The sequence below is a fragment of the Acidovorax sp. 22279 genome (genome assembly GCF_052045435.1).
GTDB classification, from domain to species: Bacteria; Pseudomonadota; Gammaproteobacteria; order Burkholderiales; family Burkholderiaceae_C; genus Acidovorax; species Acidovorax delafieldii.
This window is the reverse complement of sequence record NZ_JBQEOV010000011.1, coordinates 69,083-82,916: the sequence shown is the minus strand read 5'-3', so window position 1 is coordinate 82,916 and position 13,834 is coordinate 69,083. Positions and strand designations below refer to the sequence as shown.

Below are 13,834 nucleotides of genomic sequence, written 5' to 3'. Positions count from 1 at the left end.
CCACATGACAAATTCTGTTTTCAAGAAGACCGCTGTGGCCGTGGCACTGGTGGCTGCTGGCATCGCTCTCGGCTGGGGGGGCTCCCAATGGCGCATGGCGAGCAGTCATCCGTCTGGCGCTACCCCTCCATCGGCAGAAGCGGCGAAGGCCGACCGCAAGGTGCTGTACTGGTACGACCCCATGGTGCCAACGCAGAAGTTCGACAAGCCAGGCAAGTCGCCCTACATGGACATGGCCTTGGTTCCCAAGTATGCGGATGAGGACACTCAGGAAAACTCCGGCCTGAGCGTCTCCGCCCAGGCGGTGCAAGCCCTCGGCCTACGCACGGCCGCCGTGGAGCAGCGCGACATTGGATCCGACGTGGACGTGCTGGGCACGGTCCAGCTCAATGACCGGGATGTGAGCATCGTCCAGGCACGTTCTGCTGGATTTGTGGAGCGTGTCTATGCCCGGGCCCCGGGCGACGTGGTGGCCGCAGGCGCGCCATTGGTGGATCTTCTGCTGCCTGAGTGGGTGGCTGCGCAGCGCGAGTTCCTCGCTGTCCGGGCGCTCAAGGACGAGTCGCTAACGGCCGCTTCGCGCCAGCGGCTGTCACTGCTGGGCATGCCTGCCTCGCTCGTGGCCCAGGTGGAGCGCACGGGCGAACCTCAGGGCCGTTACACGGTGACCTTCCCACAAGCAGGGATGGTGGCCGAACTGATGGTGCGCCAGGGCATGACGGTCTCTGCGGGTGCCAGTCTCGTACGCGTAAACGGTCTGGCCAGCGTCTGGATCGAAGCGGCCGTTCCCGAAGCGCAAAGCGGTCCCTTGCAACTGGGGCAGGACGCCCAGGTGCGCCTGGCCGCGTTTCCGGGCGAAACCCTCAAAGCCCGTGTCGTGAGCATCCTCCCAGAGGCCAACCGGGACACCCGCACGGTGCGCGTGCGCCTGGAGCTTCCCAACCCCACCCAGCGCCTGAAGGCGGGCATGTCCGGGCAGATTGCCCTGGCCGGACGTATGCAACCAGCGCTGCTGGTGCCCAGCGAAGCAGTGATCCGAACCGGTAAGCGGGCACTGGTTTACGTGGTGGACGGCCCCGGCAAGTACCACCCCGTCCAGGTACAACTTGGCGCGGAAATCGATGACCGACTCGTCATTCAAAGCGGACTCACCGCAGGGCAGCAGGTGGTCGCCTCGGCGCAGTTCCTGATCGACTCGGAAGCCAGCCTGCGAGGCATCATGCCCGCTCAACCTCCCGGCAGCAGCGCACAACCCATCGCTGAACAGGGTTCCTCGGCCTCTGCGGCTCCGGCGTCCAAGAGCTTTACGGTGCGAGGGGTGGTCGATGAGGTCACGCCAACCGAGCTGACCCTTACCCACGAGGCCGTGCCTGAACTGAAGTGGCCCGGCATGACCATGCCATTCAAGCTGGCAAACCCAGAGCTGGCCAAGGCCCTGAAACCGGAGCAGCAGGTCAAGTTCACCTTCCAGCAGCAAGGCAAGGACTTCGTGATCACTGCCGTGGAAAGGATCAAGCCATGATCGCACGTCTGATCCGCTGGTCGGTGGCGAACCGACTCCTGGTTCTGCTGGCGACCGTGATGCTCACGGCCTGGGGCGTGTGGGGCGTGCGCAGCACCCCCGTGGACGCGCTCCCCGATTTGTCGGATGTCCAGGTCATCATCCGCACCTCCTACCCCGGCCAGGCGCCGCAGATCGTGGAAAACCAGGTGACCTACCCGCTGGCCACCACCATGCTGTCCGTCCCGGGCGCCAAGACGGTGCGCGGCTTCTCGTTCTTTGGCGACTCGTTTGTCTACATCCTGTTCGAGGACGGCACGGACCTGTACTGGGCACGTTCCCGGGTGCTGGAGTACATGAACCAGGTGCAGGGGCGACTACCCGCCACGGCCAAATCGTCGCTCGGCCCCGACGCCACCGGGGTCGGCTGGATCTACCAATATGCGCTGGTGGACCGCACCGGCAAGAACGATCTCGCCCAGCTGCGGGCCCTGCAGGACTGGTTCCTGAAATTCGAACTCAAGAGCCTGCCCAATGTCGCGGAAGTGGCGTCGGTGGGCGGCATGGTCAAGCAGTACCAGGTGGTGCTCGATCCGATCAAGCTCGCAGCCCAAGGGCTGACCCAGGGGCAGGTGCGTGATGCCATCCTGGGAGCGAACCAGGAAACGGGAGGGTCGGTGCTGGAGTTGTCCGGGGCCGAATACATGGTGCGGGCCAGCGGCTACCTCAAGACGCTGGACGACTTTCGTTCCATCCCGCTGGTATCGCGCGCCGGGATTCCCGTGCGTCTGGGCGATGTCGCCACGCTCCAGATCGGGCCAGAGATGCGGCGCGGTATCGCCGAACTCGACGGCGATGGCGAGGTGGCCGGTGGCGTGGTGGTTCTGCGCTCGGGCAAGAATGCCCAGGAAACCATCAAAGCCGTCAAGGCCAAGCTCAGCGAGCTACAAAGCAGCCTGCCCCCGGGCGTGGAGATCGTCACCACCTACGACCGCAGCGCACTCATTGAGCGGGCGATCCAGAACCTCACCACCAAACTCGTGGAGGAGTTCATCGTGGTGGCTGTGGTCTGCGTCTTGTTCCTCTGGCACTTGCGCTCGGCACTGGTCGCCATCATTTCTCTGCCGCTGGGGATCATGGCGGCGTTTCTGGTGATGCGCTACCAGGGCATCAACGCCAACATCATGTCCCTGGGCGGGATTGCCATCGCCGTGGGCGCCATGGTCGATGCAGCCGTGGTGATGATTGAGAACGCCCACAAGAAGCTGGAGGCCTGGCAGCACAAGCATCCCGACCGGCAGTTGGTCGGGGAAGAGCGCTGGAAGGTGATCACCGAAGCCGCCGTGGAGGTGGGCCCCGCGCTGTTCTTCTCGCTGCTGATCATCACCTTGTCCTTCGTGCCTGTCTTCACGCTGGAAGCGCAGGAAGGTCGCCTGTTCGGACCGCTGGCGTTCACCAAGACCTATGCGATGGCCGCAGCAGCGGCTCTCTCGGTCACGCTGATCCCCGTCCTCATGGGCTACTGGATCCGAGGGCGTATCCCTGACGAGCAGAAAAACCCGATCACGCGCGCGCTGATTGCCGTGTACCGACCTTGCCTGGAATGGGTTCTGCACCGCCCCAAATCCACACTGGTCATCGCCGTGCTGGCGCTGACGACCACGATCTGGCCACTGTCGCGGCTGGGGGGCGAGTTCCTGCCCAGGCTGGACGAAGGCGATCTGCTGTACATGCCGTCGGCGCTCCCGGGTCTGTCGGCCCAGCGGGCGACGGAGCTTCTGCAACTGAGCAACCGGATGATCAAGACGGTGCCCGAGGTCGAGCGCGTCTTCGGCAAGGCGGGCCGCGCGGAGACCGCCACCGATCCGGCACCGCTGGAAATGTTCGAGACAACGGTGAAGCTCAAACCCAGAGACCAATGGCGCCCGGGGATGACGCCGGAGGACCTGATCGAAGAGTTGGACAAGGCCGTCAAGATCCCCGGCCTATCCAACATCTGGATTCCGCCCATCCGCAACCGGATTGACATGCTGGCCACCGGCATCAAGAGTCCCATCGGTGTCAAGGTGACCGGCAACGACCTGAAGGTGATCGACGGGATCGCTGCCCAAGTCGAGCAGGTCGCCAAGGGCATTCCGGGAGTGACTTCGTCTTTGGCAGAGCGCCTGACGGGAGGGCGGTATGTCGATGTCCGCATCGACCGCACGACCGCAGGGCGCTACGGGCTGAACGTGTCCGAAATCCAGGCCGTGGTCTCCGGGGCCATCGGTGGAGAGAACGTCTCGGAAACGGTCGAGGGCCTGGCCCGCTTCCCGATCAACCTGCGCTATCCGCGTGAGTGGAGGGACTCCCCGGAACGCCTGGCCCAGTTGCCCATCTCCACCCCCATGGGGCAGCAGATCACGCTGGGCTCGGTGGCCGGCATCTCCATCGCCGATGGACCACCCATGCTCAAGAGCGAGAACGCCCGCCCATCGGGCTGGGTGTATGTCGATGTGCGGGGGCGCGATCTGGCATCGGTCGCCAACGACCTGCGCGATGCGGTGAGCCGCCAGATCAAGCTGGAGCCCGGGGTCAGCATCACCTACTCAGGCCAGTTCGAGTACCTGGAGCGGGCCAATGCCCGCCTGAAAGTCGTGGTGCCAGCCACGTTGCTGATCATCTTCGTGCTGTTGTACCTGACCTTCACGCGCATGGGTGAGGCGGGACTGATCATGGCAACGCTGCCATTTGCGCTCACTGGGGGCATCTGGTTCCTGTACCTGATGAACTACAACCTTTCGATCGCCACCGGTGTGGGCTTCATCGCCCTGGCGGGGGTCGCGGCTGAGTTCGGGGTGGTCATGCTCATCTACCTCAAGCAGGCACTCGCACAGAGATGTCCAGACGGCAGGCAGCCCACGCTGGAAGAGCTGCTGGATGCGATCCGGGAAGGTGCTGTGCAGCGCGTGCGACCCAAGGCCATGACCGTGGCTGTCATCCTGGCGGGCCTGGTGCCCATCGTGTGGAGCAGCGGTACAGGCTCGGAGGTCATGAGCCGCATCGCAGCCCCCATGCTGGGCGGCATGGTGACAGCGCCGCTGCTGTCCTTGTTCGTGATTCCTGCGGCCTATGTGCTGATGAGAAAGCCTAGAGTGCGGACACAACCGGACACTGTGGCCCCGTCACGTTGACGTGGGCCACACATCGTCTTGCCGGGACGGCAGAGAGTGGTGCCGTCCTGCTCGGTGCTTGGAGCATCAGGTCAGCCGCAGCAACTTGTCGGAGTTGTGGCTGACTTGGCTTGCTTGGCTATCAGCGCGGCATCACTCAGACTGAGGTCCTTGAGGATGGTGCACTTGGGGGCCGGACCGCCTACGCATTGCTGAGTACATGCCCTCACGAACCGACTGAGGCTGCGCTCCAGCGCCAGAAGCTCAGCCAACTTGGCGCGGACAGTGTTCAGATGAACCTGCGCGATCTCCCTGGCTTCTATGCAATCTTTGTCGCTGCTGGACGCCAGCGATACCAGAGCCCTCGTGTCGTCGACAGAGAATCCAAAGTCACGGCAGTGCCGGATCAGCGTAAGCAACTCCTGTGCTTCTGCGCCGTACACCCGGTGCCCACTCGGCCGGCGCATTGCCTCGGGAATCAGACCTACTTCCTCGTAGTACCGGATCGCAGAGACGTTTAGACCGGTGCGCTCTGCCAGGGCACCTATGGTCAGCTGCGGGGAAGGGTTATTCATCTTCAGTCCTTGCATCTCAAGCTACTTGAGGTTTTAGAGTCAGTCTATCCGAACTACTCATTCCAAGGAACCCAATGAAAAAGCCTCTTCTCACCACCCTCGGACTGGCCGGCGCTTGCGCGGCGTGCTGCGCAGTACCTCTTCTCGTACCCGTTCTATCTGGTTTGTCGGCAGCAGGATTGGTCGGGGTCGATTGGACGCAACTGGCCATCAGCCACGGGTATGTGGCCATTGTGAGCGGTGTCGTTGTGGCTTTTGCGGTCACGTTCGGGGTTTGGCTGATCCGACGCAAGCGCGTGACGAATGCTTGCTCCAATGCGGTTGTGCCCCATAGCGGCGAAGTACAGACAGCGCTTTCTTGCGGATGCAGTGGCCCCTCCAATTCCGCTTCCTGTGGACGGCAGTTATGAGATTGATGGTTGCCCACCGATAGGGCCTCACAGGCTCCTTGGCCTGGACACTGGGACCTGTCGTCGCCCCAAGTGCTCGTATCGTGTACCACACTGCAATACCTGCACGTCTGAACTTAGAAACACTGAAAAATGCAAGACCTCCGAGGTGCCTTTGAGAAGCATCAAATACCGATCTATTTTGTGGCAGTGATCGCCGCCGCTGTTGTCGCTTTGACGGTCTCTGGCACAACGGTGCTGGAGCGCGCTATAAATCCAGCTCTGGCTGTGATGCTCTACGTGACCTTCTTGCAGGTTCCGATCGCCGAACTCCGACGAGCATTCGGGCAGGTTCAGTTTCTTGCCGCGCTGATGCTCGGCAACTTCATTGCCGTTCCCGTTTTGGTCTGGGCATTGGTCCAATTTCTGCCAGCAGAGCCGATGTTGCGATTGGGTGTGTTGCTGGTCCTGCTTACGCCGTGTATCGACTACGTGGTCACGTTTGCCCACATCGGTCGCGCCGACTCGCGGCTGTTGCTCGCATCGACGCCCGTTCTCCTCGTTATGCAGATGGTTCTGCTGCCAGGATACCTGGGCCTGTTCCTTGGCGAGCATGCAGCAAGCTTGGTCCAGGTCGGGCCTTTCATCCATGCATTCGTCTGGTTGATCGCAGTCCCATTGGCACTTGCTGCCGTCACCCAGCTATGGGCGGCCAAGCGCCCGAGCGGAGCACGAGCGTTCGCAATCATGGGACTGCTCCCGGTGCCTACCACGGCGCTGGTGCTTTTTGTGGTGGTGGTGGCCGTGTTGCCACAACCCGGCCCTGCAATAGGTTCCGCACTGCAAGTTGTTCCCATCTATGGGGTATTCGCGGTCGTGGCGCCGGTGCTGGGATGGTTGGTAGCCCGCATGTTCAGGCTGGACGCACCGGCTGGTCGTGCGATGGCCTTCAGTACCGGCACACGCAATTCCCTGGTCGTACTCCCGCTTGCGCTCGCGGTACCGGGAGCGATCCCCATCCTGCCAGCGGTCGTCGTTACTCAGACATTGGTGGAGTTGCTGGGCGAACTGGCCTACATCCGCTTGATAAAGAAACTGCGGTGACAACAGAGCCGTGAAGGCAGAACCCAATCATTCCGGTCAGCCATGTTTCTTAGCGGACTTGTCGTGGGGTCGCCTGACTTTCTGCAGACGCCTTCTGAACCGCCTTGATAGCAGCCGGGTGTACTTCGCTTTGGGGGGCGCTATCAGCCGGCCGCCGCACCGGAACCACAGGTAGTGCAGGAATGCGACTACAGCGACGAAAACCACCCACATGAGCAGCAGCGTCAGTGTCATCTGATCGTGCTTGAGATGAGTGAACATTTTTGCCCCCACTCGCTTTCAAGGCCGCTAGTGGTTCGCTTGGCACGGGGCTGTACATTGAGTCCATCCATCAGAGACGCCCTCAAGACCCAACGCAATTAAGGCTCAGTGCGCGTTTCCACCAGGCTCTCGCAGCTGTAAACGTTCACATAGACTGCCGAGCCCACCTGGATGGAGGCCTGACTGGGTACCGGAGCAACGCGCCAGCGAACTCTGCTCATCTCCTTCCACCGGATGACAGCCAGCGACTCGATGGATGGGCGTTTTGCTGTCAATAGACATTGCCCCTCGTACCTACTTCGAAGCACGTCGTCAGCGCCGACCTGCACGACGACACCCGCTCGCCAGCCGTCTTTCCAGGCAAGTCGGTTTTCATACACAGGGGTCGCGCACCCGGCTAGAGCCGCTGCAGCCAATAGAGCTGCGAGCCAACCCGATCTAAGAATCATGGCATTTGTACCTCTGTAAGAGAGTCATTGCAGCGCAGGCTGCAGCGAGCCTGGAAAAGCTCAGGACCCAGACATTCGCCTGGGTCCTTTACTGGATCAAGCCTCGGCCAGGTGACCAGGTTGCACTTCCTTTTGGTCGGCCTTCTCGCGACGGCGATGCGCCGTGCCGTACAGCATCGGCAGCACCAGCAGCGTCAATGCGGTGGAAGACAGAATGCCCCCGATCACCACCGTGGCCAGTGGCCGCTGCACTTCGGCACCGGTACCTACGGCAATGGCCATGGGTACAAAACCCAGGGAGGCCACCAACGCAGTCATAAGCACAGGCCGCAGCCGCGTCAAGGAGCCTTCGCGGATGGCGACATCCAGTGTCATCCCATCCTCTCGGAGGCTTCGGATATAGGAAATCATCACCAGACCGTTGAGCACGGCGACACCAGACAAGGCAATGAAACCCACCCCTGCAGAGATCGACAGGGGAATGTCACGCAGCCATAGCGCTACAACGCCGCCGGTGAGTGCGAACGGTATGCCGGTGAACACCAGCAATCCATCCTTGGCATTGCCGAACATCACGAACAGCAGGGTGAACACCAGCAGCAATGCGACAGGGACGACGATCTGCAGACGCTTGGAGGCTGACTGGAGTTGTTCAAACGTACCGCCCCACTGCGTCCAGTAGCCGCTCGGTATTTCCACCTGCTGTGCCAGCTTGCTCTGAGCCTCGGCCACAAAGCTGCCGATGTCCCGTCCGCGCACGTTGGCCGTCACCACGACACGCCGTTTGCCATCTTCGCGGCTGATCTGGTTGGGACCGGGGGCCGAAACGATGGCAGCGACATCCGATAGGCGGACAAAGCCGCGTGTACTGGAGCCTTCAGTGGCTGGCAGGCGGACCGGAAGCCGCTCAATGGCTTCGATGTCGCTGCGAAGAATGTCAGGCAAGCGCACCAAAATGTCGAACTGGCGATCTCCCTCAAAGACGCGGCCAGCCTCCTGCCCACCCAGTGCGGCGGACACGCTGTCTTGTACATCGGCCACGTTCAAACCGAGGCGAGCGGTTCTTTCCCTGTCGATCTTGATGGTCAGCATCGGTAGCCCGGTGGTCTGCTCGACCTTGACGTCCGCAGCACCGGCGATGCCTTCAAGCACCTGGGAAATCCGTTCGGCGCTCTCGTTCATCTGGTCCATGTCATCGCCAAACACCTTGACCGCCACATCACTGCGCACGCCCGAGATGAGTTCGTTGAAGCGCATCTGGATCGGCTGTGTGAACTCGTAATTGTTGCCTGGCACTTTGGCGACCGCTGCCTGCATTGCTGCGACGAGGTCTGCCTTGGTCCGCTTCGGATCCGGCCACTGATCGCGCGGCTTGAGCATGACGAAGTTGTCTGCCACGTTGGGGGGCATGGGATCGGTTGCGATCTCGGCGGTACCGAGCTTTGCAAACACCGTGTCTACCTCGGGAAACTCCTTGATCGTCTTCTCCAGCTGAATTTGCATGCCAATGGCCTGCGTCAGGCTGGTCCCTGGAATGCGAAGCGCGTGCAGTGCCACGTCCCCTTCGTCCAGATTGGGGACGAACTCGCTGCCCATGCGTGTCACCAGCAGCCCGGACAGCAGGACGCAGGCCGCTGCTGCCGTGAGCACCAGTGGCTTTCTGTCCATCACCCAGTCGAAGGTGGGTGCGTATCCGCGCTTGGCCCAGAGCATCAGGCGGCTTTCGGTTTCGCTCACCTTGGAGCCGATGAACAGAGCGACCGCGGCAGGAATGAACGTGACCGACAGGATCATGGCGCCCAGCAGTGCAATGACCACCGTGAATGCCATGGGGTGAAACATCTTGCCTTCCACCCCAGTGAGCGCAAAGATGGGGAGGTAGACCACCATGATGATGAGCTGTCCGAACATCAACGCGCGGCGAGACTCCTTGGCAGCGGAAAACACCTCGTGGAATCGCTCATTGCGCGTCAGAGGCCTGCCTGCGGCGGCCTGCGCGTGCGAGAGCCGCCGTATGCAGTTCTCCACGATGACGACCGCGCCATCGATGATGATGCCGAAGTCGAGCGCCCCCAGACTCATCAGGTTGGCACTGACTTTGTTGCTCACCATCCCGGTGAACGTGAACAACATCGCCAGGGGGATGACCAGCGCCGTGATGATGGCAGCACGAATGTTCCCCAGGAAAAGGAACAGGATGGCGATCACCAGCAATGCACCTTCCAGCAGGTTTTTCTTGACGGTCGCAATGGCTTTGTCCACCAACACGGTACGGTCATAGACTGTCTTGGCGATGACCCCCTTGGGCAAGCTCTTGTTGATGGCCTTGAGCCGCTTGTCCACCGCCGTAGACACGTCGCGACTGTTTTCTCCGATCAGCATGAAGACGGTACCGAGAACGACCTCCTGGCCGTTCTCCGTGGCCGCTCCGGTGCGCAGTTCCTTGCCCAGAATGACATCCGCGACATCGCGGATACGGACAGGCACACCCTTGGTGGTTGCGACCACCACGTTCTGGATGTCTCCTATCGATCCCACCTGGCCCGGCGCACGGATCAGATACTGCTCGCCGCGACGCTCGATGTAGCCTGCACCCACGTTGGCGTTGTTGCGCTCCAGGGCCGTGACCAGGTCTGCGATCGTCAGTCCGTGGGCCACGAGCTTGTCTGGCCACGGCGCCACCTGGAATTCCTTGGCATACCCGCCGATGGTGTTGATTTCGGTGACACCCGGAACGGTGCGTAGCTGCGGTTTGATGATCCAGTCCTGGATCTCCCGCAGATCCATGGGGGTGTACTCGCCGCCATTGGGCTTGCGCGCTCCTGGCTCGGCTTCCACCGTCCACATGTAGATTTCGCCCAGGCCGGTGGAAATGGGCCCCAGCGAAGGCGTCAGCCCTGCAGGGAGTCGGCCACGCGCTTCCTGGATACGCTCACTCACCAACTGGCGCGCGAAATACAGATCGGTCCCCTCCTTGAAGACGACTGTCACCTGCGACAGGCCGTAGCGCGAGATGGAGCGTGTCTGCTCGAGCTTGGGCAGGCCCGCCATGGCGGTCTCGATGGGAAAGGTGACGCGCTGCTCCGATTCCAGCGGTGAATAGCCCGGAGCCTCGGTGTTGATCTGCACCTGCACATTGGTAATGTCTGGCACAGCGTCGATGGGGAGCTTCTGGTAGCTGAAAACGCCGAGCGCGGCCATTCCCAGAACCGCGAGCAGCACAAGCCATCGCTGATCGATGGCAAAGCGGATGATGCGTTCAAACATCGTGGTGTCCCTTAGAGCGCGGCATCGGCGCGTTCACCCGTGCGAGTGCGCACGACATCGATGAGTTCGACCACGCCGATCACGCCGTCGCCGCTCTGGCCGGTACGCGCCGCATTGGCAATGGCATCGACGATGCCTGGAGCATCGCCGTCGTTGCAAAACACCATCAGTACCAACTGCTGGTGGTTGTCGGGACTCCATTCGTCGTTGTCGAAGCGGTGGTCGTGACCATGCCCTCGCGGATGGCCGTGGGCCGGGAAAACCGTGAACCCCGGTAGATGAGGCAGCGCGTGCAGTGCCGCTTCCACGGCGTCAAGGCGGTGGGGCCGGATGATGGCGGTGATCTGTTTCATGTGCAGCTCCTTCATCAGTGGTCGTGGCTGGCGCCGGCTTTGCCCAACTCCGCTTTGACAACGAAGCTATTGGTGGCCGCGTAGCGTTCTCCGGCCTTGAGGCCACCTTTCACCTCCACCATGCGACCGTCGCTACGCCCCAGCTCCAGAGGCCTCGCCTCCAGGCTTTCGCCATAGCGGCCGAACACCACCTTCCAGTCACGCAGGTCCTGCACGGCCTGGACGGAGACTGCAACCGGCACTTCTTTCTCTTCCAGCAGCACTTCCACCGTGACGGGCAGACCGGGCCTCCACAGTCCCTTGGGGTTGGGCAGCGTGGTGCGTACCATCGCGCTGCGCGTTTGCTCGCCAACGAGAGCGCTGATGTAGGTCACCTTGCTCGTAGCCGTGGCCTCGAATGCACTTGCCCGCACGTTAATCGGCTGACCCACAGCCAAACCGCCAAGGTCCTGGACCGATACCGGAGCCTCCACCCAGACAGAGGACAAATCCGATACCGTGAAAACAGCACTGTCCTCCTTGACGGCTTCACCCAGCGAGATGCGCTTCTCTGTCACGACGCCGTCAATGGGCGAGCGCAACTCGTATCGGGTGAGACCACCGCTTACTGCTGCGCCGCCCAGGGACGCTGACTTGCTCTGTGCGCTCTGCACGGCAATTGCCGCTTCCTGCATCGCGGACCGGGCGCTGAGCATGTCCTGCTCAGCGGTGATTTTTTCTTCCCACAGCTTTTTCTCGCGTTCGTACGTTGTGCGCGCGAGGGACAGGCGCTGCTGCGCAGCCAGTAACTCAGCGCGCTGGTCTGCCAGTACCTGGCTGCTGAGAATGGCCATCACCTGGCCTTTGCGGACCGTATCTCCGGCGCTGACCAGCACCTGCTCAACGAGCCCTGCCAGGCGCGGAACGATCTGCACAGTCCGGTCGCTGTTGTACTTGACCTCGCCCAGCAGGCGCAGGGTGGTGCCGATCTTGGCCGGACCTACCACTCCCAGTTCCACACCGGCTGATCTGAGCTGATCGTCAGACATCGCGATCCGCGCCTCCACCTGCTCGTAGCCCAGCTCGTGGGTTTTTCCCGCGTAGGTGGCGGCAACCTTGACCTCGAATGAATGGGGTTCCTCCACCACCGCGTCTCCGAGCAGGTAGTCCTTCTCCTTGCGGAACGTGAAGGCCTGCGGCGGCTGCCCCAGTCGCAGCAAGTTCAGCTGGATCTGGCTCTGGGCGGGATCGATGGGCTTGCCGCCCAGGTAGGTGTACAGCCGAAACTGAGGCTCCACCCCGGTCTCGAAGATGGTGACTTCCACGGCGTAATCACCGGATTTCAGGAGCTTTCCGCCATGGGGGCCCTTGGCGGGCTTTTCGGCTTCGGCGTGGTTGTCGCCATCCTTGTGCGCCTCACCGGCTTCTGCTTCCTGGTGGCCGTGTTCATCGCCGCCGCCGGAACTCTTCTTCCCGCTGACGATAAAGATCCCGAGAACGAGGGTAACGATGAGGACCGCTGCGATGGCCAGCCATTGCTTCTTGGGTTTGGTAGTCATGAATGTGCTCCGGAGTTCAATGCGCACTGGTCAGCGCGTCGGTTCCCAAAATTCGATGGAGTTCGGCGCTTGCGCGACGGGCTTCTGCAAGGGCCTTGAGGTACTGGCTGCGCGCCTGGAGCAGCGTGCGCTGGGCGTCCAATGCCTCCAGGAAACTGAATTTGCCCAGCTCGAACCCTTTGGTGACGGCGTCATAGGCGGACTGGGCTCCGGGAACAACATCCGCAGCAAGCGACTGTGCTTCCGCGCGGGCACTGAGCAGGCGTTCACGTGCCTGGATGGCTTCGTTTTCCAGCTGCACGCGCGTGGCTGCCAATTCCTGGCGCGCCTTGTCTTCGCGCTTGAGGGCTTCCAGGATGTTGCCTTCGTTGCGGTCAAACAAGGGAAGCGGGATCGACAGCCCGATCACCGCCTGGGTACGGCCTTGCTCCTGATCGCGTTTGGCGCCCAGGCTGACCGTGATGTCGGAGATGCGCCGTGCGTTCTCCACGGCGGTAAGGGCCTTCCGGCGTCGAACTTCCATCTCTGCGCGCTGCAACGCGGGGGATTGATCCAGCTGTGCCTGAAACCCCTCATAGTTCTGGATCGGAGGCAGATCGTCGAGCCGCCCCTCCAGCACGAGGGCTCCCAGGGGACTGCCCATTGCGCTGGCAAGGCGCGCACGCGCGGCACTGGATTCCGAGCGGGCCTGTGCCAGCTCAATGCGCACATTGGCCTCGGCAACCCTGGCCTTGGTTTCTTCGACGGGAGACAGTTTGCCCGCCTTCACGCGCTGCGATGTCGCCAGGCTTGACCTCTGGGACAACTCCAGCGCCGCCTCGGCCAGGCGCAAGCGCTCCTGGATGGTGAGCACGTCAAAGAATGCCGTCACCACCGCAGCGGCAATAGCATGGCGGCGCGCAGCCAGGTCTGCCCGGGCCAGCTCGGCGGCACTCTCGGCTGCCGTCATACGGGCCTGCCGCTTGCCACCCAGCTCAATGGGCTGATTGATCTGCACTGTAGTCGTGCGCGATGGGCTTTTGGTGCCTTCCTGGGTGAAGGACAACTCGGGATTGGGGCGTGCGCGGGCCTGAAGGCTCGCACCGCCCAGCGCTTCCACCTCAGCCCGGGCAACGGCCAGTTCGGGATGGCCCGCCAGTGCCTGTTCTACAGCCTGCCGCAAGGAGAGTTGCCCCATGCCCAAGCTTGGCCGCTCAGGTATTTGAACTGCTGCAGGTGCAGATAGAGGGGGAGTGCCCTGGGCAA

Annotated in this window: 8 protein-coding genes; 3 read left to right on the top strand and 5 right to left on the bottom strand. The window is 62.2% G+C overall.

The genetic code is table 11. The annotated features are described in order from the left end of the window. Window positions 1–4: 4 nt before the first annotated feature. Complete coding sequence (locus tag ACTJKQ_RS15540; protein ID WP_309826208.1) at window positions 5–1,522, top strand: efflux RND transporter periplasmic adaptor subunit; 1,518 nt, start codon at window positions 5–7, stop codon at window positions 1,520–1,522. After that, window positions 1,519–4,674: an efflux RND transporter permease subunit gene (locus ACTJKQ_RS15535; protein WP_440597375.1), complete on the top strand. Its 3,156-nt coding sequence runs from the start codon at window positions 1,519–1,521 to the stop codon at window positions 4,672–4,674. Before ACTJKQ_RS15540 ends, ACTJKQ_RS15535 begins: the two co-directional genes overlap by 4 nt. Before the next feature lie 71 nt (window positions 4,675–4,745). Here the strand turns inward: ACTJKQ_RS15535 and ACTJKQ_RS15530 are convergent, their stop codons facing one another. Next, on the bottom strand, window positions 4,746–5,228 hold the full coding sequence (locus tag ACTJKQ_RS15530) for a MerR family transcriptional regulator (protein WP_309826211.1): 483 nt from the start codon (window positions 5,226–5,228) through the stop codon (window positions 4,746–4,748). Between the two features lie 542 nt (window positions 5,229–5,770). Here ACTJKQ_RS15530 and ACTJKQ_RS15525 point away from each other — a divergent pair. Further along, window positions 5,771–6,721, top strand: coding sequence for an arsenic resistance protein (locus tag ACTJKQ_RS15525; protein WP_440597374.1), 951 nt, complete (start codon window positions 5,771–5,773; stop codon window positions 6,719–6,721). 806 nt (window positions 6,722–7,527) lie between these two features. Here ACTJKQ_RS15525 and ACTJKQ_RS15520 read toward each other — a convergent pair. From ACTJKQ_RS15520 to ACTJKQ_RS15505, 4 genes are read right to left on the bottom strand one after another with little or no spacing between them, the layout of a single operon-like run. Beyond that, on the bottom strand, window positions 7,528–10,698 hold the full coding sequence (locus ACTJKQ_RS15520) for an efflux RND transporter permease subunit (RefSeq protein ID WP_440597373.1): 3,171 nt from the start codon (window positions 10,696–10,698) through the stop codon (window positions 7,528–7,530). A gap of 11 nt (window positions 10,699–10,709) precedes the next feature. Then, window positions 10,710–11,051: a P-II family nitrogen regulator gene (locus tag ACTJKQ_RS15515; RefSeq protein ID WP_309826217.1), complete on the bottom strand. Its 342-nt coding sequence runs from the start codon at window positions 11,049–11,051 to the stop codon at window positions 10,710–10,712. A 14-nt stretch (window positions 11,052–11,065) separates the two neighbouring features. Further along, window positions 11,066–12,589 carry an efflux RND transporter periplasmic adaptor subunit gene (locus ACTJKQ_RS15510; RefSeq protein WP_309826219.1) on the bottom strand — a complete coding sequence of 508 codons (1,524 nt, stop codon included), beginning with the start codon at window positions 12,587–12,589 and terminating at the stop codon, window positions 11,066–11,068. 16 nt (window positions 12,590–12,605) lie between these two features. Next, window positions 12,606–13,766 carry a TolC family protein gene (locus ACTJKQ_RS15505; protein ID WP_309826221.1) on the bottom strand — a complete coding sequence of 387 codons (1,161 nt, stop codon included), beginning with the start codon at window positions 13,764–13,766 and terminating at the stop codon, window positions 12,606–12,608. Window positions 13,767–13,834 lie beyond the last annotated feature (68 nt).